The organism is Buttiauxella gaviniae ATCC 51604 (genome assembly GCF_001654835.1).
In the GTDB taxonomy this organism is placed as follows: Bacteria; Pseudomonadota; Gammaproteobacteria; order Enterobacterales; family Enterobacteriaceae; genus Buttiauxella; species Buttiauxella gaviniae.
In genome coordinates, this window is sequence record NZ_LXEP01000003.1 from 20573 (window position 1) to 43559 (window position 22987).

At 49.2% G+C, this 22987-nt stretch carries 22 protein-coding genes; 15 read left to right on the forward strand and 7 right to left on the reverse strand.

Annotation, left to right across the window (positions count from 1 at the left end):
• Nucleotides 1-21: 21 nt before the first annotated feature.
• The 3 genes from pspC to pspA form a co-directional block, all read right to left on the reverse strand.
• Nucleotides 22-381 carry an envelope stress response membrane protein PspC gene (gene pspC, locus M977_RS00500; RefSeq protein WP_064511602.1) on the reverse strand — a complete coding sequence of 120 codons (360 nt, stop codon included), beginning with the start codon at nt 379-381 and terminating at the stop codon, nt 22-24.
• On the reverse strand, nt 381-608 hold the full coding sequence (gene pspB / locus M977_RS00505; RefSeq protein ID WP_064511603.1) for an envelope stress response membrane protein PspB: 228 nt from the start codon (nt 606-608) through the stop codon (nt 381-383). Before pspB ends, pspC begins: the two co-directional genes overlap by 1 nt.
• 62 nt (nt 609-670) lie before the next feature.
• Entirely contained in the window at nt 671-1342 is a 672-nt protein-coding gene (gene pspA / locus M977_RS00510; protein WP_034455458.1) for a phage shock protein PspA, read from the reverse strand.
• A gap of 158 nt (nt 1343-1500) precedes the next feature.
• Here pspA and pspF point away from each other — a divergent pair, with 158 nt between their 5' ends.
• The 6 genes from pspF to sapF all read left to right on the forward strand — a co-directional run bounded on the left by pspF (nt 1501) and on the right by sapF (nt 7950).
• Nucleotides 1501-2496 (forward strand): phage shock protein operon transcriptional activator, encoded by a 996-nt coding sequence (gene pspF, locus M977_RS00515; RefSeq protein ID WP_074391958.1) that lies wholly within the window; start codon nt 1501-1503, stop codon nt 2494-2496.
• 176 nt (nt 2497-2672) lie between these two features.
• Entirely contained in the window at nt 2673-4313 is a 1641-nt protein-coding gene (gene sapA, locus M977_RS00520) for an ABC transporter substrate-binding protein SapA (protein WP_064511605.1), read from the forward strand.
• Entirely contained in the window at nt 4310-5275 is a 966-nt protein-coding gene (gene sapB, locus M977_RS00525; RefSeq protein WP_064511606.1) for a putrescine export ABC transporter permease SapB, read from the forward strand. Before sapA ends, sapB begins: the two co-directional genes overlap by 4 nt.
• Entirely contained in the window at nt 5262-6152 is an 891-nt protein-coding gene (gene sapC, locus M977_RS00530) for a putrescine export ABC transporter permease SapC (RefSeq protein ID WP_064511607.1), read from the forward strand. The genes sapB and sapC overlap by 14 nt, the downstream gene beginning before the upstream one ends.
• A complete protein-coding gene (gene sapD / locus M977_RS00535; protein WP_064511608.1) occupies nt 6152-7144 on the forward strand; it encodes a putrescine export ABC transporter ATP-binding protein SapD in 993 nt (330 codons plus the stop codon). The genes sapC and sapD overlap by 1 nt, the downstream gene beginning before the upstream one ends.
• Nucleotides 7144-7950, forward strand: a complete 807-nt coding sequence (sapF, locus tag M977_RS00540; RefSeq protein ID WP_064511609.1) for a putrescine export ABC transporter ATP-binding protein SapF — start codon at nt 7144-7146, stop codon at nt 7948-7950. Before sapD ends, sapF begins: the two co-directional genes overlap by 1 nt.
• Before the next feature lie 51 nt (nt 7951-8001).
• Here the strand turns inward: sapF and M977_RS00545 are convergent, their stop codons facing one another.
• Nucleotides 8002-8412, reverse strand: coding sequence for an SRPBCC family protein (locus M977_RS00545; protein ID WP_064511610.1), 411 nt, complete (start codon nt 8410-8412; stop codon nt 8002-8004).
• Between the two features lie 283 nt (nt 8413-8695).
• Between M977_RS00545 and fabI the strand changes: the two genes are divergently transcribed.
• The 4 genes from fabI to pdeR all read left to right on the forward strand — a co-directional run bounded on the left by fabI (nt 8696) and on the right by pdeR (nt 15201).
• Complete coding sequence (gene fabI / locus M977_RS00550) at nt 8696-9487, forward strand: enoyl-ACP reductase FabI (protein ID WP_064511611.1); 792 nt, start codon at nt 8696-8698, stop codon at nt 9485-9487.
• Between the two features lie 227 nt (nt 9488-9714).
• The gene (locus tag M977_RS00555) at nt 9715-10875 is read left to right on the forward strand and encodes a CMD domain-containing protein (protein WP_064511612.1); all 1161 of its coding nucleotides are present in this window, start codon (nt 9715-9717) and stop codon (nt 10873-10875) included.
• 100 nt (nt 10876-10975) lie between these two features.
• On the forward strand, nt 10976-12910 hold the full coding sequence (locus M977_RS00560) for an exoribonuclease II (protein WP_064511613.1): 1935 nt from the start codon (nt 10976-10978) through the stop codon (nt 12908-12910).
• Between the two features lie 299 nt (nt 12911-13209).
• Nucleotides 13210-15201, forward strand: coding sequence for a cyclic di-GMP phosphodiesterase (gene pdeR / locus M977_RS00565; protein WP_064511614.1), 1992 nt, complete (start codon nt 13210-13212; stop codon nt 15199-15201).
• Nucleotides 15202-15233: 32 nt separating this feature from the next.
• On the opposite strand, the gene M977_RS00570 is transcribed toward pdeR, so the two are convergent.
• Nucleotides 15234-15608 carry a carboxymuconolactone decarboxylase family protein gene (locus tag M977_RS00570; RefSeq protein ID WP_064511615.1) on the reverse strand — a complete coding sequence of 125 codons (375 nt, stop codon included), beginning with the start codon at nt 15606-15608 and terminating at the stop codon, nt 15234-15236.
• 88 nt (nt 15609-15696) lie between these two features.
• Here M977_RS00570 and M977_RS00575 point away from each other — a divergent pair, with 88 nt between their 5' ends.
• Complete coding sequence (locus M977_RS00575) at nt 15697-16587, forward strand: LysR family transcriptional regulator (RefSeq protein ID WP_064511616.1); 891 nt, start codon at nt 15697-15699, stop codon at nt 16585-16587.
• Nucleotides 16588-16684: 97 nt separating this feature from the next.
• Here the strand turns inward: M977_RS00575 and M977_RS00580 are convergent, their stop codons facing one another.
• A complete protein-coding gene (locus tag M977_RS00580; RefSeq protein WP_064511617.1) occupies nt 16685-17554 on the reverse strand; it encodes a crotonase/enoyl-CoA hydratase family protein in 870 nt (289 codons plus the stop codon).
• 220 nt (nt 17555-17774) lie between these two features.
• On the opposite strand from M977_RS00580, the gene yciZ reads away from it, so the two are divergent.
• Nucleotides 17775-17957: a protein YciZ/DeoL gene (gene yciZ / locus M977_RS00585; RefSeq protein WP_034455445.1), complete on the forward strand. Its 183-nt coding sequence runs from the start codon at nt 17775-17777 to the stop codon at nt 17955-17957.
• Between the two features lie 27 nt (nt 17958-17984).
• Here yciZ and fsa read toward each other — a convergent pair whose 3' ends face one another.
• Nucleotides 17985-18647: a fructose-6-phosphate aldolase gene (gene fsa / locus M977_RS00590; RefSeq protein WP_064511618.1), complete on the reverse strand. Its 663-nt coding sequence runs from the start codon at nt 18645-18647 to the stop codon at nt 17985-17987.
• A 131-nt stretch (nt 18648-18778) separates the two neighbouring features.
• On the opposite strand from fsa, the gene M977_RS00595 reads away from it, so the two are divergent.
• From M977_RS00595 to yciT, 3 genes are read left to right on the forward strand one after another with little or no spacing between them, the layout of a single operon-like run.
• Nucleotides 18779-19678, forward strand: coding sequence for a glycyl-radical enzyme activating protein (locus tag M977_RS00595; RefSeq protein ID WP_064511619.1), 900 nt, complete (start codon nt 18779-18781; stop codon nt 19676-19678).
• A 4-nt stretch (nt 19679-19682) separates the two neighbouring features.
• Nucleotides 19683-22115, forward strand: a complete 2433-nt coding sequence (locus M977_RS00600; protein ID WP_064511620.1) for a formate C-acetyltransferase/glycerol dehydratase family glycyl radical enzyme — start codon at nt 19683-19685, stop codon at nt 22113-22115.
• A gap of 42 nt (nt 22116-22157) precedes the next feature.
• A complete protein-coding gene (yciT, locus tag M977_RS00605; protein ID WP_064511621.1) occupies nt 22158-22916 on the forward strand; it encodes a DNA-binding transcriptional regulator YciT in 759 nt (252 codons plus the stop codon).
• The last annotated feature ends 71 nt before the right edge of the window (nt 22917-22987 follow it).

The following is a 22987-nucleotide window of genomic DNA, read 5'->3' on the forward strand; positions in this document are numbered from 1 at the left end:
CAATCGCCCCCATAGAGAACATTAAAGCTGACGGAAACGGCTACGTAACGTGAAGGTATCAGAGGTTATATAGCGTTCCATAGAACGTAAACGCTGCTCCCCTGCCGCAAGTTCAGCATCAACTTCGTCGAGCAAATCGCGCGTGGTCGGTTGAGGCGTTGCCTGGTCGGCACCCGCGGGCATTGGGTCAAGAATAAAAGTCAGTGCGATGTAGGCCACCATCACAAAGAAAAATAGGCCAAAAATCATCGCTAACACGGTAATCAGGCGTACCAATTTGACAGGCACATCAAGGTATTGCGCGATACCTGCACAAACCCCCTTCACCATCCCTTTTTCAGGGATACGCCACAATTTACGACCGGAAATTGAGTTCACCATTATTTGTCTCTCCAGTTCGGATGTTCTGCGTCAAGGATCTGCTCCAGCGTCTGAATTCGTTCACGCATACGGCGTGATTCTTCAGTTAGCTGAGCCAGCCGCTGTTGCTCGCCTTGAGAAAGCTGCCCGCCATTCGCGGCACGGTTGTTGTAGTGCAACCACAGCCAGATGGGGGCGACAAACAACACAAATATGGTTAACGGAATGGCAAGAAAAAGCGCGCTCATGTGTACTCCTTTTACAAGTCAGGCCAGCTGCGGCGCGCCATGCACGCCGCAGTTAAAGTGAATTACCCACGTTCCTGGTTATTCATTTTAGCTTTCAGCGCAGCCAGCTGTTCGCTGATCTCGTCGTCGGCTTTCAGTTCAGCAAACTGTGAGTCGAGATTTTTCTGTTTGCCAAAGCTGTGGCTTTCCGCTTCTGATTCCATCTGGTCAATACGGCGCTCAAAAGATTCAAAACGAGCCATTGCTTCATCGATTTTGCCACTATCCAACTGGCGACGAACATCGCGTGAAGAAGAGGCTGCTTGATGGCGTAGCGTTAACGCCTGCTGGCGCGCGCGGGTTTCGCTGAGTTTATTCTCAAGCTCACCAATCTCTTTTTTCATACGCGCCAGGGTTTCATCGACGTGCACCACTTCATCTTCCAGGGTGGCGATCAGGTCGGTCATTTTTTGTTTTTCGATCAATGCCGCACGTGCCAGATCTTCTTTATCTTTACGCAGTGCCAGTTCGGCTTTTTCCTGCCATTCGGCTTGCTGGGCGGTCGCTTGCTCTACACGACGGGAAAGCTGTTTCTTTTCAGCCAGCGCACGAGCCGAGGTGGAACGCACTTCAACGAGTGTGTCTTCCATTTCCTGAATCATCAGGCGCACCAACTTCTGTGGGTCTTCCGCTTTCTCAAGCAGTGAGTTGATGTTGGCATTCACGATGTCGGCAAAACGAGAAAAAATACCCATAATTCAATCCTCTTTAGTCATTATTTCAGGTGCCCGGCACCCAGCACGACAAGAATATTGCAAGCGGTGTGCCAACTTTTTATCGCATTGATTTTTAACTAAATTATTAAATTTGACTCATTATGCATAACGTTTATAGTGGTTATATTCACTAACTATTGGTTAATTTAATCATGGCAGACAGCAAAGATAACCTGATTGGCGAAGCAAACAGCTTTCTTGAAGTGCTGGAACAAGTCTCCCGCCTGGCACCGTTAGAGAAACCCGTATTAGTGATTGGAGAGCGCGGAACAGGTAAAGAGTTGATTGCCAATCGCCTACACTTCCTTTCGCGCCGTTGGCAAGGACCGTTTATTTCCCTTAACTGCGCGGCACTCAACGACAACTTGCTGGACTCAGAACTATTCGGGCATGAGGCTGGGGCTTTTACCGGCGCTCAGAAGCGCCATCCAGGCCGCTTTGAACGCGCCGACGGCGGTACGTTGTTTCTTGATGAACTGGCAACTGCACCCATGATGGTGCAGGAAAAACTTTTACGTGTCGTGGAATACGGTGAGCTTGAGCGTGTTGGCGGCAGCCAGCCGTTGCAGGTCAATGTGCGATTGGTTTGTGCGACCAACGCCGATCTGCCAAAACTTGCTGAAGAAGGGAAATTCCGCGCTGATTTGCTCGACCGTCTTGCTTTTGATGTAGTGAAACTGCCACCGCTGCGTGAGCGTCAAACCGATATCATGTTGATGGCTGAACATTTCGCGATCACCATGTGTCGCGAGTTGGGCTTGTCCTTCTTCCCGGGTTTTACCGAGCTAGCACAGTTAACACTGTTGAATTATGCCTGGCCGGGAAATATCCGCGAGCTAAAAAACGTGGTTGAGCGCTCTGTTTACCGCCATGGCAACAGCGAGGAGCAGGTCGATGAAGTGATCCTCGATCCCTTTGCGCGTAAGCCCGCGCCTGGTGTGAAACACGAAGCGTCACAACTCTCGTTGCCGATGGATCTGCGCAAATGGCAAAACGAGCAGGAAAAAACGCTGGTGGAACAGAGTCTGGTGCAGGCGAAGTATAACCAACGAAAGGCCGCCGATTTGCTCGGTCTCACCTACCATCAGCTACGGGCATTGCTTAAAAAGCATGATGTGGTTCAGCCCGATTGACTCTCTGTTTACGGTTTTCGCCATGCTACAAAAGCCGTAACTGACGCAAAAAACAGCATCCCCCTGCCTTTTTTGCAGGCTTTGTTTAATAAAAAAGCAAAATAGCCTGACATATTTTGGGAAGCCCTACAGAGTGCGATACACTTTGGCTATCACCCGAGAAAACTCAAAAACTTATGCGCGGAATTGTCTCCTCCCTGTTACTGGCGGTTAGCTGCCTGAGTGGCGCGGCATTTGCTGCAACACCTGTTGAAAAGCCAGCTGATATCCGTAGCAGCGGATTTGTTTATTGTGTCAACGGTCAGGTCAATACCTTTAACCCGCAGATGGCTAGCGGTGGTTTGACTGTGGACACCCTTGCCGCACAGCTATACGACCGGTTGCTGGATGTTGATCCTTACACTTATCGCCTGATGCCAGAATTGGCCGAGAGCTGGGAAGTATTGGATAACGGTGCGACTTATCGTTTCCATTTACGCCCGAACGTTCAGTTCCAGACCACACCATGGTTTAAACCCACTCGCGCACTGAATGCCGATGATGTGGTATTCAGCTTCCAACGAGTGTTTGATCGCAAACACCCATGGCATAACGTTAACGGCGGCAACTACCCTTACTTCGATAGCCTTCAGTTCCCTGATTCGGTAAAAAGCGTTCGCAAGCTTGATAGCAACACTGTTGAGTTCCGACTGGAAAAACCAGATGCCTCTTTCTTGTGGCATATGGCTACACATTACGCATCCGTGATGTCTGCAGAATATGCAGATCAACTGACTAAGGCCGACCGTCAGGAATTAATGGACCGTCAGCCGGTTGGCACAGGGCCATTCCAGATAAGTGAATATCGCGCGGGGCAATATATTCGCCTCGCACGCCATCCGAAATTCTGGCGCGGTGTTCCATTAATGCCACAAGTTGTTCTGGATTTGGGTTCAGGTGGTACAGGACGTTTATCGAAACTGATTACCGGCGAATGCGATGTGCTGGCCTATCCTGCAGCCAGTCAGCTGACAATTTTACGTGATGATCCGCGACTGCGTCTTACTTTGCGTCCGGGAATGAACATCGCTTATCTGGCGTTTAATACCAACAAAGCACCATTAAATAACCCAGCAGTACGTCATGCTCTGGCGCTGGCCATTAACAACCAACGCCTGATGCAGTCGATTTACTACGGTACAGCCGAAACAGCCGCTTCTATTTTGCCTCGTGCTTCCTGGGCTTATGACAGTGACTCCAAAATTACCGAATACAACCCGCAGAAAGCTCGCCAGCAATTAAAAGCGCTTGGACTTAACAACCTGGAGTTGCGTCTATGGGTACCGACTAGTTCTCAGGCATGGAACCCAAGCCCTCTGAAAACGGCAGAGCTTATCCAGGCTGACATGGCGCAAATTGGGGTGAAGGTGATTATTGTTCCTGTCGAAGGCCGCTTCCAGGAAGCTCGCTTAATGGATATGAACCACGACTTAACGCTTGCAGGTTGGGCAACAGACAGTAACGACCCTGATAGTTTCTTCCGCCCCATGCTTAGTTGCGCCGCTATCCGATCGCAGACCAACTATGCTCGTTGGTGTGACCCTAAATTTGATGAAGTGCTGCAAAAAGCGTTGTCGTCACAGCAACTGGCCTCACGCATCGAAGCTTACCGCGAGGCTCAGGACATTCTGGCCGAACAATTGCCCGTGCTACCACTGGCGTCATCACTGCGCTTGCAAGCCTATCGCTACGACATTAAAGGGCTGGTGCTAAGTCCGTTTGGTAATGCATCGTTTGCGGGTGTTTCCCGCGAGAATGTTGAGGTGAAAAAACCATGATTATTTACACTCTTCGCCGCATATTATTGCTGCTGGTGACGCTGTTTTTTCTGACCTTTATCGGCTTTAGCCTCAACTATTTTACCCCTCATGCCCCGCTGCAAGGTGCATCACTGTGGAATGCGTGGGTTTTCTGGTTTGAAAGTATTATGCACTGGGATTTCGGCGTATCGAGCATTAACGGTCAGTCGATTAATGAACAGCTGCGTATTGTTTTCCCTGCCACCATGGAACTATGTATCCTGGCATTTGGCCTGGCATTACTGATAGGTATTCCGGTAGGAATGCTGGCCGGTATTATGCGCAATAAGTGGCAAGACCGGCTGATAAGCGCTCTGGCACTGGTTGGTTTTTCTATTCCTGTATTCTGGTTAGCCCTGCTGCTAACAATGTTTTTCTCGCTCACATTAGGCTGGTTGCCAGTTTCCGGGCGCTTTGATTTGCTTTATGAAGTGAAATCAGTGACTGGCTTTGCGCTGGTTGATGCCTGGCTATCGGACTCCCCTTATCGTGAAGAGATGATCGTCAGCGCCATACGTCACATGGTGCTGCCAGTGGTGGCATTAGCCGTGGCGCCGACCACTGAAGTGGTGCGTCTGATGCGTATAAGCACCATTGAAGTGTTTGACCAAAACTACATTAAAGCAGCAGCAACCCGTGGTTTATCACGCCTGACAATTCTTCATCGTCATGTGCTACACAACGCGTTGCCTCCGGTCATTCCACGCCTCGGCCTGCAATTCTCAACCATGTTAACTCTGGCGATGATCACTGAAGTTGTGTTCAGTTGGCCGGGCCTTGGGCGCTGGCTTATCAACGCAATTCGCCAACAAGACTACACGGCCATTTCTGCTGGCGTGATGGTCATTGGCTCATTGGTAATCATCGTGAACGTTATCTCCGATATTTTGGGTGCCATGGCAAACCCTCTGACACATAAGGAATGGTATGCCTTACGATAGCGTCTATCGCGAGAAGCGCCCGCCGAGCACTCTGCGCCTGACATGGCGAAAATTTTACGGCGATACTACGGCAATGATCGGCCTATATGGTTGTGGCGCTTTGGTACTGCTGTGCATTTTTGGCGGTGTTTTTGCGCCCTACGGCATCGACCAACAGTTCCTGGGTTATCAACTGTTACCGCCTTCATGGTCACGCTATGGCGATGTCTCTTTCTTCCTGGGTACAGATGACCTGGGGCGTGATGTATTAAGCCGTCTGTTAAGCGGTGCCGCACCAACAGTTGGCGGAGCGTTTGTCGTTACGCTTGCGGCAGCAGTATTTGGCATTATTCTGGGCGTGTTTGCCGGTTCAACACATGGCCTTCGCTCTGCTGTGCTCAATCATATTCTCGATACGCTGCTGTCTATTCCGTCGCTGCTGCTGGCAATTATTGTCGTGGCATTTGTTGGGCCACATTTGTTGCACGCTATGTTTGCCGTGTGGCTCGCCCTGCTGCCGCGTATGGTGCGTTCTGTTTATAGCGCCGTACACGACGAACTGGAAAAAGATTACGTGGTTGCCGCACGCCTTGATGGTGCATCAACACTGAATATTCTGTGGTTTGCGGTAATGCCTAATACGGCGGCGATTCTGGTTACTGAGATTACCCGCGCACTCTCGATGGCGATTCTAGATATTGCTGCACTAGGGTTTTTGGACCTTGGGGCGCAACTCCCATCACCGGAATGGGGCTCGATGCTGGGTGACGCACTGGAGTTGATTTATGTCGCTCCGTGGACAGTAATGTTGCCCGGAGTGGCTATCATGATCAGTGTGTTGCTGGTCAACCTGCTGGGCGACGGTTTACGCCGCGCAATCAATGCGGGGGTGCAATAATGCCATTACTTGATATTCGTAACCTGACCATCGAGTTTATGACTTCCGAGGGTTGGGTAAAAGCCGTCGACCGCGTCAGTATGACTCTGAATGAAGGTGAAATTCGCGGTTTAGTGGGCGAGTCCGGTTCAGGAAAGAGTCTGATTGCAAAAGCGATTTGCGGCGTCACCAAAGACAACTGGCGCATCACCGCCGACCGTATGCGGTTTGATGATATCGATCTACTACGTCTGAGTTCACGCGAGCGTCGTCGCCTGGTCGGCCACAACGTTTCGATGATTTTCCAGGAACCGCAGTCGTGTCTGGACCCATCAGAACGAGTCGGTCGTCAGTTGATGCAAAATATTCCCAGCTGGACCTATAAAGGCCGCTGGTGGAAACGATTTGGCTGGCGCAAACGCCGGGCCATTGAGTTGTTACATCGCGTGGGGATTAAAGATCATAAAGATGCGATGCGTAGCTATCCCTACGAGCTAACTGACGGTGAATGTCAAAAGGTGATGATAGCCATTGCTTTGGCAAACCAACCGCGTTTGTTGATTGCGGATGAACCAACCAACGCGATGGAACCAACCACGCAACTGCAAATTTTCAAACTACTGACGCGGTTAAATCAGTACAACAACACCACCATTTTGCTTATTAGCCATGACTTGCAGATGCTGAGCAAATGGGCCGATAAAATTAACGTCATGTATTGTGGGCAAACCGTGGAAAGCGCAACCAGTGAAGAGCTGATTGCCACCCCGCACCACCCTTATACACAGGCGCTTATCCGCGCAATCCCTGATTTTGGCAGTCCGATGCCGCATAAAAGCCGACTCAATACCATGCCTGGTGCGATTCCTTTACTGGAACAGTTGCCGATGGGGTGCCGACTGGGGCCTCGCTGCCCTTACGCACAGCGTGAATGTATTGAAACACCTCGCTTGATGGGGGCAAAGACACATCTTTATGCCTGTCACTTCCCGCTGAATATGGAGAGTCAGTAATGGCTGAAACGCTGCTCGAAGTTCGTAATTTAAGTAAAACGTTTCGCTATCGAACTGGCTTGTTCCAGCGTCAGCATGTTGACGCCGTTAAACCACTGAGTTTCACTCTGCGTGAAAAACAGACACTGGCGGTTATCGGTGAGAATGGGTCAGGAAAGTCGACACTTGCAAAAATGCTTGCCGGGATGGTTGAGCCAACCACTGGCGAAGTGCTAATTAATGATCATTTGCTGCGGTACGGTGACTATACCTACCGAAGCCAGCATATCCGCATGATTTTCCAGGACCCGAGCACCTCGTTGAACCCGCGCCAGCGTATTTCGCAGATCCTCGATTTCCCGCTGCGCCTGAATACCGACCTTGAGCCGGAAGCACGTCACAAGCAAATTATTGAAACGCTGAGAATGGTCGGTTTGCTTCCCGATCACGCCAGCTACTACCCGCATATGCTGGCTCCAGGGCAGAAACAGCGTCTGGGTTTGGCGCGCGCGTTAATCCTGCGCCCGAAAGTGATTATTGCCGACGAAGCGCTGGCATCTCTTGATATGTCGATGCGTTCGCAATTGATTAACCTGATGCTTGAATTGCAGGAGAAACAGGGCATTGCCTATATCTATGTGACTCAGCATATCGGCATGATGAAACACATCAGCGATAAAGTGATTGTGATGCATCAGGGCGAAGTCGTTGAGCGTGGCAGCACCGCTGAAGTTCTTGCCTCCCCGCTTCATGACCTAACCAAACGCCTGATCGCCAGCCATTTCGGTGAAGCGTTAACAGCAGATGCGTGGCGAAAAGATCGATAAAGCCAACATATTAAGGGTGGATGCCGTTCGCGAAGAGCCACCCTTAACACGTTATTTTTTCGCTTCAACATAGCGAGCAAAATTATCCAGGATAGCCTGCCAGCCATTCTTCTGATGCTCGATGGGGTATTGAGTATCAGGGTCAAACTCTAGATATACCTTCACACCGCCCTCCTGCTCCGTAAATTCGACTTTCGCTTCGCGGTCACCAAAAGTGTATTCAATCAATTTATTCGGAATGATGTTCGTATAAACACCTGCAAAATCAAACCCCATACTGCCGTCCTTCGCTTCCATTCGTGACGAAAACTTACCTCCGGGCTTTAAATCCACCTCCGCATTGACGGTATGCCAGTCTGCCGAAGCAGTATTCCATTTTTCAATATCTTGGGGGTGATTGTAGGTATTCCAGACTTGCTCAATGGGTGCATGAACCTGTGTTTCAATAGTGATTTTCATCATTTATCTCCGGTGATTATGTTTCCAGGCAAGTGCGAATTAACACCCTAAAACATAGTATCCATCAGGCATGTCGGCAATGCGTCTACCACGACCGCCACACAACCATCTGTTCAGACCTCTGGTGACACGATAACCAGTCGTCCGGCGTAAGAAAAATAACCTGACACAACAGGCGTTGAGTGGGATATAATTTCACTTTCGTGTTGAAAAATTGTGACTAGTCATCGTCAACTTGATGATTATAAAGTCATAAAATTAGCAGAAACTATAAGGATTCAAAGCTATGGGTTTTCTTACCGGTAAACGCATTCTGATCACTGGCGTCGCCAGTAAACTCTCCATTGCCTACGGTATCGCACAGGCTATGCACCGCGAAGGTGCTGAACTGGCTTTCACTTACCAGAATGAAAAACTGAAAGGCCGTGTGGAAGGGTTTGCTGCAGATCTGGGTTCAAGCCTGGTTCTGCCGTGCGACGTTGCAGAAGATGCGAGCATCGAAGCGATGTTTGCTGAGCTTGCGAAAAGCTGGCCGAAATTTGACGGTTTTGTTCACTCTATCGGTTTCGCACCTGGCGACCAGTTAGATGGCGACTACGTGAATGCGGTTACCCGTGAAGGCTTCAAAATTGCTCACGACATCAGCTCCTACAGCTTTGTTGCGATGGCAAAAGTTTGCCGTGAAATGCTCAATTCAGGTTCAGCACTGCTGACTCTGTCTTACCTGGGTGCAGAACGCGCTATCCCTAACTACAACGTTATGGGTCTGGCTAAAGCATCTCTGGAAGCTAACGTGCGCTATATGGCAAACGCGATGGGTCCAGAAGGTGTGCGTGTGAACGGTATCTCTGCTGGCCCAATCCGTACTCTGGCGGCATCCGGCATCAAAGATTTCCGTAAAATGCTGGCACATTGCGAAGCGGTTACCCCGATTCGCCGCACTGTGACCATCGAAGATGTGGGTAACTCCGCAGCGTTCCTGTGTTCTGACCTCTCTGCTGGTATCTCTGGCGAAGTGGTACACGTTGACGGCGGTTTCAGCATCGCAGCAATGAACGAACTGGAACTGAAAGACTAATTCGGTTCATCACGTGGGCAGGCGTCTGTCTGCCCCGTTAACACCCTCGCCTCACCCACAATCTTGCCTGTTAATTCTGAAATTCCTCTCGTAGTTATACTTTTCCGATATTTATTATCACCGATCATTCTTTTGTCACCTCCCGCGCTTACGCCAGGATAAAGCAGCAAACCAGGCCGTCAGGTGTTTTCCCCCGGGCTTGTAAACTCTTTGACCAAGGAATGACCATGGAACAACGCCGAATCTCAGGCAAAGGCCACTGGTACCATGAAACCCAGTCCAGCCGTAACGATGCCGCCGTGCTTCCGTTAGTTCCCGAAGCCGCGTTTCTCGAAGATCGTTTTTTACTTGATTTGAACCTTAGCGCTGACCAGCTCACCTCTGAGTACGCATGGCTTTCGGCTGCACGTGATATCAGTGAATGTTTGTTGCCTGAAAACAGCCCTGTGACCCGCTTACATACGCTGAGTTGCTATGACCGCCTGAGTACAGCGCTCACTGTCGCACAGGTCTACGGTGTTCAGCGTCTTTGCAATCATTATGCGGCCCGACTGGCCCCCCAACCTGGGCCTGACTCATCGCGCGAAAGCAACCGTCGTCTGACGCAAATCACCCAATACGCCCGCCAGTTGGCCAGTCAACCGACGCTGATTGATGATGTCTCGCGTCAGCAACTTGATGAGGTTGCTCTTTCAGTAAATGACATGGTGACATTTAACCAATTGATTGGCTTTATCGGGTTTCAGGCTCGCGTAATTGCAATTTTCCAGGCACTACAAAGTTTACCTGTGCGCTGGCTACCCGGGCTTGATACGCAGCAGGATGCCCCTACCGAGTTATTCCTTGATGGCGACAAGCAGTGGCAACCGGGTTTACCTGAAGTTGAGCCACGCTACGCAAACACACTGCAATTGGATGTACACAACGACTGCCTACCGCAAAATATCTTGCAAGGGATGAGTTGGCTGCTGCTTCACGATGCCACGGCATTTTCCCTATTCGGCCAGATAACTCATTTAATGCTCCCTCCGAGTGCTCAAGCCTGTGATGATCAGATTTTGGTTGGTCTGTTGACCGCACGTATTAACGGAAGCGTCAGTTGCTTTACGGATTTTGCAAAAGCATGGCGTGGTGAAAGTGGTTTACCTGAAGCAATGCGCAACGGTGAAAGAGCGATACAAGCCTGGAGCCATAACCGTCCACGTGAACGCGCGATAATCCATGCTGTCCGCGTATTAACTCGCGCACCTGGAAGTTTTAGCGCAGCCCAGCTTCAACTTTTATTCGAACAGGGTTTTAGCGAAGGTGAAGCTTTGCAATTACTGGTGAGTTCAGGGTTGTACGGCTGGCTAAACCGATTGAAAATTGGACTTGGCAATAATCGCTAGACATTGATAGCACGTGCCTTTGCGGCAAACAGCGCTTGCCGCAAAGGGTGGTTTCGCGTAAAACTGTCAGCCGCTCTTTTGGCCACGAAAACTAAAAAATATGTTCCAGGATAACCCGCTGCTCGCGCAGCTTAAACAGCAACTGCATTCCCAAACTCCACGCGTTGAAGGCGTGGTAAAAGGCACGGAAAAAGGCTTTGGCTTCCTCGAAGTGGACTCCCAAAAAAGTTACTTTATTCCGCCACCGCAGATGAAAAAAGTGATGCACGGCGACCGCGTGAGCGCGGTGATTCATACCGACAAGGACCGCGAAACCGCTGAGCCAGAAGAGCTTATCGAACCGTTCCTCAGCCGGTTTGTTGGTCGTGTACAACGTAAAGACGACCGCCTGTCTATCGTTCCGGATCACCCATTATTGCGTGATGCGATTCAGTGTCGTGCCGACCGCAACGTCACGCATGATTTCCAGAATGGTGACTGGGCAGTCGCGGAGATGAAACGCCATCCGCTTAAAGGCGACCGCGCTTTCTACGCTGACCTAACACAATTCATTACCTGCGGTGACGATCATCTCGCACCATGGTGGGTGACACTGTCACGTCACAATCTTGAACGTGAAGCGCCAGATGGTGTAGCGACTGAGATGTTGGATGAAGGCCTGGTGCGTGAAGATTTGACCGCCCTTGATTTCGTCACCATCGATAGCGCCAGCACCGAAGACATGGATGATGCACTGTACGTTGAAGAGTTAGCTGACGGTAAATTGCAGCTGACCGTAGCCATTGCTGATCCAACCGCCTGGATTGCTGAAGGCAGTAAACTCGACAATATTGCTAAAGTCCGCGCCTTCACCAACTATCTGCCGGGCTTTAACATCCCGATGTTGCCTCGCGAGTTGTCTGACGATTTATGTTCACTGCGCCCTAATGTTACTCGTCCGGTTGTCGCGTGCCGCATGGTTATCGCTCAGGATGGCAGCATCGAAAAAGACATTAACTTCTTTGTTGCGACCATCGAATCCAAAGCCAAATTGGCCTATGACGCTGTCTCCGACTGGTTAGAAGAAAAAGGCGACTGGCAGCCACCGAGCGACGCTATCGCTAAGCAAATTCGTCTGCTGGAACGCGTCTGCCTGAGCCGTGCCGACTGGCGCCGTACCCACGCGCTGGTATTCAAAGACCGCCCTGATTACCGTTTCGTATTAGGTGAGAGAGGCGAAGTGCTGGATATCATTGCGGAATCACGTCGCATCGCTAACCGCATCGTTGAAGAATCAATGATTGCGGCAAACGTCTGTGCGGCCATTGTGTTGCGCGAGAAATTGGGATTCGGCGTTTATAACGTCCACACTGGTTTCGACCCGGCAAACATTGAACAGTTGGCGACTATGCTGCAAGGTCACGGCCTTGAAGTTGACGCGCAAGAAGTGCTGACACTAAACGGTTTCTGCAAATTACGCCGTGAACTTGATGCGCAGCCAACCTCCTTCCTTGACACTCGTATCCGTCGCTACCAGTCGTTTGCTGAAATCAGCATTGAGCCAGGCCCGCATTACGGTCTGGGTCTGGAGGCTTATGCGACCTGGACTTCACCGATTCGTAAATACGGCGATATGATCAACCATCGTCTGTTGAAAGCGATCATCAAAGGTGAAACCGCATCCCGTCCGCAAGACGAAATCACAGTACAGATGGCTGAGCGCCGTCGCCTGAACCGCATGGCTGAACGCGATGTCGGTGACTGGCTGTATGCTCGATTCTTGAGTGACAAAGCTGGAACGGATACTCGTTTTAGTGCTGAAATCATTGATGTGAGCCGTGGTGGTATGCGCGTACGTCTGATTGAAAATGGTGCTGTTGCCTTTATCCCTGCCCCGTTCATCCATACTGTCCGCGATGAGATGGTATGCAGCCAAGAGCTAGGAACCGTACAGATTAAAGGCGAAGTGGCTTACAAAGTGACAGACGTCATTGATGTGACAATCGCAGAGGTTCGTATGGAAACTCGTAGTGTGATCGCACGTCCAGCAATCTGACGGTTAGTTTGTCATTTAGATTTAAATGCTGAGCCTGGTGCTCAGCTTTTTTTTGATCTTTTTTTGTGGTGAATACTCTTAGGATCATAATCACAACGAGGTAATGATTAGCACCATAACTCGTTTTCTTCTTGTTATAAGGTAGGAAAAACTATCAACAAGGTGCCGAAGATTCAGATTTTTCACATCTTCAGCAAAAACAATGTCTTTAACTCACTGTTGTCGCTTTAAGATCGGTTTATATTGCTAATATGAATAACAGACTGACACGCTATGTCGGGCACTGTTCAGGAGAGAGCATGAAAGACGATTTGGAGCAAAATCTGCTCTACCGTTATTTAGGGACAACCAGCCCATACTGGCGTTTACCAAACGATAGCAACGCTCTGCAATTAGCAGCCAGCGAAAGCTCTGATATCAGCCAGGTGGTGGCTCTTGAGCCCGAGCAGGCGGAACAAATCCGCCAAATGACGGTAATAACATCAAGCGTCACTATGTCGATTTCATTATTTGGTAATGAAGTTTCCGTACATTTAGTGGGCCGTAAGGTATCCAAAAAAGAGTGGGCGGGTTCGGCATCGGCCTGGAATGACACCCCTTCTGTCGCCCGCGATTTGGTGCAAGGACTCTCATTCGCCGAACAAGTCGTCTCGGAGGCAAACTCTGTCATCGTTATTCTCGACAAATTAGGCAATATTCAACGCTTCAACCGTTTGAGCGAAGAGTATACCGGTCTTAAAGAACAAGAAGTTATTGGCCAAAACGTTTTTAAATTGTTTATGAGCCGTAGTGAGGCCGCCGCTTCCAAGCGCAATATTAGCGGGTTCTTTCGTAACGGAAATTCTTACGAAGTTGAACGTTGGATAAAAACACGAAAAGGCCAGCGGCTGTTTTTGTTTCGCAACAAATTCGTCCATAGCGGTAGCGGTAAGAATGAAATCTATTTGATTTGTTCTGGTACTGATATCACCGAAGAGCGCCGTGCGCAGGAGCGCCTGCGTGTATTGGCGAACACCGACACCATTACCGGCCTACCAAATCGTAACGCCATCAACGATTTAATCTCCTCCGCGATTGAAAACCGTGGTGAAACCCAGGTAGGGATCGTTTATCTCGACCTTGATAACTTTAAAAAAGTGAATGACGCTTACGGGCACATGTTCGGTGACCAGTTATTGCAGGCCGTGTCATTAGCGATTCTAAGTTGCCTTGATGAAGGGCAGATACTCGCGCGTTTGGGTGGAGATGAGTTTATTGTTCTCGCCACTGACACCTCTCAGGCTACACTCGAAGCCATGTCGTCGCGTATTCTTGCGCGACTAAAACAGCCCTTCCGCATTGGTTTGATTGAAGTCTACTCCGGCTGCTCGTTAGGTATATCGCTGGCTCCGCAACATGGTGAAGACCGTGAAAGTCTAATTCGAAATGCTGATACCGCGATGTATACCGCCAAAGAGAGTGGTCGTGGCAAGTTCTGCGTATTTGCTCCAGAAATGAATCAACGCGTGTTTGAGTACTTGTGGCTCGACACCAACTTACGTAAAGCGCTCGATAATGACCAACTTGTTATTCACTATCAGCCTAAAATGACCTGGAGAGGTGAAGTCAGAAGCCTGGAAGCACTGGTGCGTTGGCAATCGCCGGAGCGCGGGCTGATTCCGCCGTTGGATTTTATCTCTTATGCAGAAGAGTCCGGGTTAATTGTGCCTCTTGGGCGATGGGTAATGTTAAGTGTGGTTCAGCAGGTGGCGAAATGGCGTGATAAAGGCATTAATTTACGCGTTGCGGTCAACGTTTCTGCCCGCCAGTTAGCCGATCAAACAATCTTCACCGATCTGAAGCAAGCTCTGAAAGATCTTAATTTTGAATACTGCCCGATTGATGTTGAGCTTACAGAAAGCTGCCTGATTGAAAATGAAGACCTTGCGCTTTCGGTTATTCAGCAATTCAGCCGCTTGGGTGCCCAGGTGCATTTAGATGATTTTGGGACGGGCTATTCCTCACTTTCTCAGCTTGCCCGCTTCCCGATCGATGCGATAAAACTCGACCAAAGTTTTGTGCGCGATATTCATAAGCAGTCGGTTTCCCAATCCCTGGTGCGTGCAATCGTTGCAGTCGCCCAGGCGCTTAATTTACAGGTCATCGCTGAAGGGGTTGAGAACCAAAAGGAAGACGCCTTCCTGACTAAGAATGGCGTCAACGAACGGCAGGGGTATTTATTTGCGAAGCCCATGCCCGCAGCCGTATTCGAACGTTGGTTAAAGCGCTATCAGGCCAGAACGGCGCGATAAGCTCTGCGACCAAATTAGCCAGGGAAACCTGGCTATTTTATTTGCGCAAAAACTTCTTTCGCCGCAAATAGACCATTCAACGCGCAAGGAAACCCTGCATACACCGCCATTTGCATGATCACTTCAATAATTTCCTGTTCCGAACAGCCAACATTCAGCGCGCCCTGGATATGGACTTTGAGCTGTGGCGTCGCATTTCCAAGTGCGGTCAGTGCTGCAACAACAGCAATTTCTCTGGCCTTTAAATCGAGACCTGTTCTTGAGTAGATATCACCAAATGGAAATTCAATCAGCAGACGCGCAAAATCCGGTGCTATATCACTCAGACTCTTAATGACATTTTCACCAGCATGCCCGTCAACCTCTTTTAATTTTTCCAGACCTCGTAGATAACGTTCACTTTCCATTTTCGAATCCCCTTCTGTTATGTAGTGAACGAACTCTAAATTTTACTAAGCAACGCATCCAATACCCTTTTTGTGATACCTTTTTGGTATGAATGAATCCATCGATTTACGACAGTTTCGTTATTTTCTGGCTGTGAGTGAAGAGCTCAACTTCAGCCGTGCCGCGTTGCGTCTGCATATTTCTCAACCTCCTCTGAGCAGGCAAATTCGGCAATTAGAAGACCAACTCGGAGTGCAGTTATTTCTTCGTAGCAAGACGGGTGTCACCCTCACAGATGCGGGGGCCGCATTCTTACCAGAAGTGAAACGCACACTCCTTCAGGCAGAAAAAGCGATTGCCGTCGTAAAAGAGATGCAAAGTAACATTGGAGGGAAATTTGTTGTTGGTTACACAACAGTGTTCGAACGAAGTGCAATCCCTGATGTGACTGAGGTCTTGCACCAACGGTTTCCTGCCTGGCAAATCCACACACCAGGAGATCATTCAATAAATCTCATTCGTGAAGTGAAAAGAGGGACGATGGATGCGGCATTTATCGGCCTGCACACGGACGTTCAAGGTCTTGCTGTTGAACAACTTTTAGAAGATCCACTGGTGGTGGCTTTGCCCGCAGGACATAAACTTGCGCACAAACGCTTCATCAGTTTTGACTCACTACGTGACGAGCCGATGTTCTGGTTTGAGCGGAAGTTAAATCCCGGCTTTTATGATTACTGCCAGGCGTTTTTCCACAAGATTGATTTCAAGCCTCATATCATTCCGGAACCGCAAGATCATCACATCATGCTGGGGCTTATTGCGGAAGGAAAAGGTATTGCTCTGGTCCCTTCATCGTTGCAGTGCATCAAACGACAAGGGGTTATTTTCCGTAAACTGAAGGAAGAGACTTATCCTCTGACGATGGGTATTGGCGTTGCCTGGGATAAACAAAATCCTTCACCTGTTCTGCAGGCATTTCTTGAGTTGCTGAGGCGTTAACACCTGAAAGAAGACGCCTTTCTTTAGAAGAATGGCGTCAACAAACGGCAGGATTTAGACCAATGCCCACAGCCGTATTCGAGCGTTGGCTCACGTGTTAACTGGCTTTACGCAAAGCTGTGGCGCTGTGACGATTTTGCATTTGCACTAACCTTTCCATATAAGCGATATCCTTAGCTTCGAGGCAAAATGCTGCGTCAACCCAGTCTTCGGTGATATCCATCAACTCCGATCGAGGGAGTTGAAGTACACGCTGACGGGCACGCAACATAGCCCGTACACCATTCAGTTTAGGCTGCAATGTATCAATGAAAGTACGAGTAGCAAGATAACCCTGACCGGGTTCAAACAGTTCATCAACCAGTCCAAACTGCTGATGCCACTCAGCGGTGTGAGACTCTCCTTTATAAATCAGCTCTTCAGCAAGTTTCATGCCTGAGCGGCGTGCAACCAATGAATAGGCCCCCATTCCCGGGAAGAGGTTAAAAGCAATCTCCGGGAAACCAAGACGGGCATCTCGTTGTGCCAGCACAAAATGATGTGCTAGTGCTGCTTCAAATCCCCCGCCTAATGCACTGCCCTCAACCATCGCAAGGCTAATTGCACCGCTATCAAACCCTCGTGAGGCTGCATGGACACAGTCGACACAAGCCCTGGCATATGCGCGCAATGCCTCACGACGCCCCTGCTGTATTGATTCAACAAAAAAGCCCAAATCGCCGCCAGTGTTATACATTCCCTGCACCAGAGAGCCTGTCACCCAAAAATCAACCACAAAACCCTCCTGTTGAACCAGATACCGCAGGTTCATAATTTCTTCGATTAGCTTGTGGTTGAAGCAAGGACGGGGCTGTGCTCTTAACATCATCCACACAGTGCGACGTTCCGCCTCGTAGTAACCCGACAACTGGGTGAATCGAGTAGTGTCCGTGAACAATTTGCAGGTTGGCTGGTTAATTACTGTCATTATCTTATCCTCATGTTATGAAAGCGTGTTACACGCAGGATCAGACTAATCCACTACCGCACCAGGATGAATGTATCGGAGTGTTTAATAATTATTACTTATATGTTGTTCAATAATTGATTGATGTGTAAGGGTAAAAATTCGCAATTGAGCCTTCTCTTTCCAGACCTTTTTTTGCATTATGAAGGCAACACTTTTCCGCAACTGACCAGGACGCACTATGCCTTCAGTGGACCCTCTGCAACTCGCAAAACGTATTGATACCGTGCTGGATATTCTGGTGGGGGGCGATCATGCGTCTGCTATTAACAATCTTGAAATCCTGAAAACGGAATTGCTGAACATCGCTAATGGTGAAGAGATAAAAGAAGGCGACTTGAAAAAGTCGCCCTGGGAGATTTGAATCTAACGCCGGTGAAAACCGGCGTTTTTATAGGCTCAATGAGCCGAATGCACCTTGCCAGTCTTTCTCGAAAGTTGCAATCGCAGCATTCACGGCCGGTGTCGTTAACAGTTGTTCAGTGACATCAACAGGTAGCGTAATTGCTTCACATCCTGCCAGTAAACATGACATGGCCTGATGTGGTGTACGGAAACTAGCGGCCAGCACTTTAGATTGTGGGGCGTGCAGAGTCAGCAACTGCTGTAAATCCTGCACCATTTGAATACCATCACCACCCTGCGCATCCAGGCGGTTGACGTACGGCGCAACATACTCAGCCCCAGCTAATGCGGCAAGTAATCCTTGAGCTGCACCATATACCGCAGTGCCCAACGTCGGAATGCCTATTACCTTCAACTGCTTCATCGCCGCCAGGCCTTCTACCGTGGTAGGGACTTTCACAACAAGACCCGGGACACGCTTCACTAGTAATTCAGCCTCTTTCACCATTTCGTCAGCCTGCGCGGCAATGACCTGAGCAAATAGTTTGCCTTCACCACCTAATGCATCCTGCAAGGCCGGTAGTACTTCCCACAAAGAAATCCCCGCTTTGGCAACGATGGAGGGATTGGTTGTTACGCCCTGCAACGGCAAAACACGCGCCAGGCGCTTCACTGCGGCAACGTCAGCAGTATCTAAATACAGTTCCATAAACTCTCCGGATTGGTCATCTATCTGATTCCCGACATCATAACGCCACTGTCTGTTCTTTATCTGATCAAAATCAATAAAACTTTCATTCGAAAGTAATCTAATTTACGAAAGAAGATTAAGGTGGGCTTATGCTATTTAATATCCAACGTTACTCAACACATGATGGTCCAGGGATTCGCACAGTCGTATTCCTTAAAGGCTGCTCTCTGGGCTGCCGCTGGTGCCAGAACCCTGAAAGCCGTGCTCGTGGGCAGGATGTGCTGTTTGACGAGCGTCTATGCCTTGCTGGTTGCGATCTTTGTCCACAGACAGCACCACATGCAATCAGCCGTATTGATGACGTTTTGATTATCGCCCGTGAAAAGCTTACGACTGACGACATGACTACGTTGACGGATTGCTGCCCTACCCAAGCATTAAGCGTATGCGGTGAGACACAAAGTATTGATGCAATCATGCAGAAAGTGCTTCGCGACAGACCATTTTACGACCGCAGCGGTGGAGGAATTACACTTTCTGGCGGCGAACCATTCATGCAGCCTGAAATGGCTGAGCAACTGCTGCGTAAAAGCAAAGAGGCAGGAATTCATACCGCCGTTGAGTCTTGCCTCCATGTGCCGTGGAAATACATAGAACCGTCGATTAACCATCTGGATCTCCTGCTCGCCGACCTTAAGCATGTTGATGCGCAGCGCTTCAAACAATGGACCGACGGCAACGTCGAACGTGTAATGGACAACTTTCGCAAATTGGCTGCACGCAACGTAGAAATGACGATTCGCGTGCCGTTGATCCCAGATTTTAATGCCGACGAGCAATCAATTCGCGCAATCGCTGATTTTGCTGCCGATGAAATCGGTGCGAAAGCGATTCATTTTTTGCCTTACCACACCTTAGGTATCAACAAATACAAGCTCCTGAGTATCCCTTATCTGGCCGCGCACCAACCCCTTGATGCGCCAGAACTGCTGCAGTTTGCTGAGCAGTACGCAAGCCAAAAAGGGATGACCGCCTGGATAAGAGGATAAACCGATGACCCAACTGAACCTGAACACCTTAAGCCAACGTATCAAAGATCATAAAGAAGCATTGATTCATATTGTTAAGCCACCAGTTTGTACCGAGCGTGCGCAACATTACACAGCGATTTATCAACAGCACCAGGATAAACCATTACCCGTGCGCCGTGCTCTCGCACTCGCCCACCACCTTGCTGAGCGCACTATCTGGATTAAGCATGATGAATTGATCATTGGTAACCAGGCAAGCCACGTTCGCGGGGCACCATTCTTCCCTGAGTACACCGTGGGATGGATTGAAACTGAAATTGATGAGTTGGGCGACCGCCCTGGTGCTGGTTTCTCAATTTCAGATGCTGATAAAGCGGTGATGCATGAAATTTGCCCATGGTGGCGTGGGCAAACCGTGCAGGATCGCTGCTACGGAATGTTCACCGACGAGCAAAAGGAGTTACTGGCAAGTGGCATTATTAAAGCCGAAGGAAATATGACTTCAGGCGATGCGCATCTGGCGGTCAACTTCCCACTGTTGCTGGAATTAGGCATTGATGGTTTACGTGCAAAAGTAGCCGAACGTCGTTCACGTCTACACCTGACCGACTGGGAAGATCTGCACAAAGAGCAATTCCTGAAAGCGATTGATATTACTTTCGTTGCATTAAGCGAGCATATTCTACGCTACTCGGCGCTTGCCAAAGAAATGGCGAGCACAGAATCACGTGTTACACGCCGTGATGAACTGCTCGCCATTGCCGAAAACTGCCAACTCATTGCTCATCATAAACCAACCTCATTCTGGCAAGCTTTGCAGTTGAGCTACTTCATACAGCTGGTATTGCAGATAGAATCTAATGGCCACTCCGTATCTTTTGGCCGCCTCGATCAGTTCCTCTATCCGTGGTATCGCCGTGATGTCGAACTTGAGCAAAGTTTAGGTCGCGACCAGGCTATCGAACTCCTGCAAAGCTGTTGGTTGAAATTATTGGAAGTGAACAAAATCCGCTCTGGTTCTCACTCCAAAGCCTCTGCCGGCAGCCCGCTTTATCAAAACGTCACCATTGGTGGCCAGACACTGGTTAATGGTGAAGCTGTAGATGCGGTGAATCCACTTTCATACGCCATCCTTGAATCATGTGGGCAGTTACGCTCAACACAGCCGAACTTGAGTGTGCGTTACCATGCTGGAATGAGTAATGACTTCCTTGATGCTTGCGTTCAGGTGATTCGCTGTGGTTTCGGGATGCCTGCATTTAACAACGATGAAATCGTGATTGAGGAGTTTATTAAACTCGGTGTCAGTCGTGAAGATGCATACGACTACGCAGCGATTGGTTGTATTGAAACAGCTGTCGGCGGCAAATGGGGATACCGTTGCACAGGCATGAGTTTCATTAACTTTGCTCGTGTCATGCTGGCTGCACTCGAACATGGTCGTGATGCTACCAGCGGTAAAGTTTTCCTTGCGCAAGAACATGCGCTCTCAGCCGGAAACTTCACCCAGTTTGATCAGGTGATGAATGCGTGGGATGCTCAAATCCGCTATTACACCCAGAAATCCATAGAGATTGAGTGTGTTGTGGATACGGTTCTGGAAGAAAATGCTCACGACATTCTGTGCTCAGCCCTAGTGGATGACTGCATTGAGCGTGGTAAAAGTATTAAACAAGGCGGCGCAAAATATGACTGGGTTTCTGGCCTGCAAGTTGGTATTGCCAACCTTGGAAACAGCCTTGCAGCAGTGAAAAAATTGGTGTTCGAGCAAGGAGTGATTGGTCAACAACAGCTTGCTGAAGCACTGGCCAATGACTTTGAGGGTTTGACTGGTGAACAGCTACGCCAGCGCCTGATTAATGGCGCCCCAAAATATGGCAACGATGAAGATGAAGTCGATTTACTGTTAGCTCGAGCTTACCAAACCTATATTGACGAGCTGAAGCAGTATCACAATACTCGTTTTGGCCGTGGCCCTATCGGCGGAACTTACTACGCGGGTACTTCATCTATATCTGCGAACGTACCATTCGGTGCCGCAACAATGGCAACCCCGGATGGACGTAAAGCAACGACGCCACTGGCAGAAGGTGCAAGCCCGGCCTCAGGCACCGACCGTCTTGGCCCAACCGCAGTTATCAGCTCCGTTGGCAAATTGCCAACCAGTAAGATTTTGGGTGGCGTGTTGCTTAACCAGAAGCTGAATCCGGCAACATTAGATAACCCACGCGACCGTGAAAAATTGATGCTTATGTTGCGTACTTTCTTTGAAGCGCATAAAGGCTGGCATGTTCAATACAACATTGTTTCCCGTGAAACACTTATTGATGCCAAACAACATCCTGATAAGTATCGTGACCTGGTGGTGCGCGTAGCAGGTTATTCTGCTTTCTTTACTGCCTTATCTCCAGACGCGCAGGATGATATTATAGCCCGCACAGAACATACACTTTGATAATCCGGCGGTGCATTAAGCACCGCCTCAAAATTGGCTGACATGAACTCCAGACAACAAATTATTTTACAAATGGTGATAGATCAAGGCCGCATGAGTGTGGCGGATCTCGCTAAAAAAACCGGTGTCTCAGAAGTCACTATTCGCCAGGATCTCAATCTTCTGGAGAAGAAAAGTTATCTGAAACGTGCTCACGGTTATGCCGTTCCGCTAGATAGTGAAGATGTCGAAACCCGAATGATGAACAATTATTCGTTGAAGCGTCATCTTGCTGATTTTGCCGCAACATTGGTAAACGACGGTGAAACGATTTTTATCGAAAATGGCAGTTGCAATGCACTGCTGGCTCGCGCGTTAGCCGAGCAGAAAAAAATCACTCTGATTACCGTCAGTAGCTACATTGCGCATCTTTTGAAAGATACCGATTGTGAAGTTGTGTTGCTTGGTGGCATTTACCAGAAGAAGAGTGAAAGCATGGTTGGCCCTCTGACGCGCCAATTTATCCAGCAAGTCCATTTCAGCAAAGCATTTATCGGTATTGACGGTTTTTTACCAGAAACCGGATTTACCAGCCGCGACATGATGCGCGCTGATGTGGTTAATACTGTGCTGGAAAAAGGTAGTGAAACCATTGTACTGACTGACAGTTCTAAGTTTGGTGCGATACATCCCTACACTCTCGGCCCGCTCTCACACATTAACCGCGTCATTACAGACGATGCGCTTAGCGGAGTTGCTAGCCAACAATTGCAGGACACGGGGATACAGGTCAATATTGTTAAACAATTTCCGATCGCCTGAGAACCTTTTTAGCTGCCTGCGGCCCAGTAGGCAGCTCTCTTATCAGAATTATCCTGCCTATCCTTTAAGAT

Coding starts and splice junctions, on each gene's coding strand:
- sapB (WP_064511606.1), top strand. CDS start 4,310: ATGATTATTTACACTCTTCGCCGCATATTATTGCTGCTGGTGACGCTG.
- M977_RS00600 (WP_064511620.1), top strand. CDS start 19,683: ATGACCCAACTGAACCTGAACACCTTAAGCCAACGTATCAAAGATCAT.
- M977_RS00545 (WP_064511610.1), bottom strand. CDS start 8,412: ATGATGAAAATCACTATTGAAACACAGGTTCATGCACCCATTGAGCAA.
- M977_RS00555 (WP_064511612.1), top strand. CDS start 9,715: ATGGAACAACGCCGAATCTCAGGCAAAGGCCACTGGTACCATGAAACC.
- sapA (WP_064511605.1), top strand. CDS start 2,673: ATGCGCGGAATTGTCTCCTCCCTGTTACTGGCGGTTAGCTGCCTGAGT.
- pdeR (WP_064511614.1), top strand. CDS start 13,210: ATGAAAGACGATTTGGAGCAAAATCTGCTCTACCGTTATTTAGGGACA.
- M977_RS00570 (WP_064511615.1), bottom strand. CDS start 15,608: ATGGAAAGTGAACGTTATCTACGAGGTCTGGAAAAATTAAAAGAGGTT.
- fsa (WP_064511618.1), bottom strand. CDS start 18,647: ATGGAACTGTATTTAGATACTGCTGACGTTGCCGCAGTGAAGCGCCTG.
- sapF (WP_064511609.1), top strand. CDS start 7,144: ATGGCTGAAACGCTGCTCGAAGTTCGTAATTTAAGTAAAACGTTTCGC.
- pspA (WP_034455458.1), bottom strand. CDS start 1,342: ATGGGTATTTTTTCTCGTTTTGCCGACATCGTGAATGCCAACATCAAC.
- M977_RS00595 (WP_064511619.1), top strand. CDS start 18,779: ATGCTATTTAATATCCAACGTTACTCAACACATGATGGTCCAGGGATT.
- yciZ (WP_034455445.1), top strand. CDS start 17,775: ATGCCTTCAGTGGACCCTCTGCAACTCGCAAAACGTATTGATACCGTG.
- pspC (WP_064511602.1), bottom strand. CDS start 381: ATGGTGAACTCAATTTCCGGTCGTAAATTGTGGCGTATCCCTGAAAAA.
- sapC (WP_064511607.1), top strand. CDS start 5,262: ATGCCTTACGATAGCGTCTATCGCGAGAAGCGCCCGCCGAGCACTCTG.
- M977_RS00580 (WP_064511617.1), bottom strand. CDS start 17,554: ATGACAGTAATTAACCAGCCAACCTGCAAATTGTTCACGGACACTACT.
- fabI (WP_064511611.1), top strand. CDS start 8,696: ATGGGTTTTCTTACCGGTAAACGCATTCTGATCACTGGCGTCGCCAGT.
- yciT (WP_064511621.1), top strand. CDS start 22,158: ATGAACTCCAGACAACAAATTATTTTACAAATGGTGATAGATCAAGGC.
- M977_RS00560 (WP_064511613.1), top strand. CDS start 10,976: ATGTTCCAGGATAACCCGCTGCTCGCGCAGCTTAAACAGCAACTGCAT.
- M977_RS00575 (WP_064511616.1), top strand. CDS start 15,697: ATGAATGAATCCATCGATTTACGACAGTTTCGTTATTTTCTGGCTGTG.
- sapD (WP_064511608.1), top strand. CDS start 6,152: ATGCCATTACTTGATATTCGTAACCTGACCATCGAGTTTATGACTTCC.
- pspB (WP_064511603.1), bottom strand. CDS start 608: ATGAGCGCGCTTTTTCTTGCCATTCCGTTAACCATATTTGTGTTGTTT.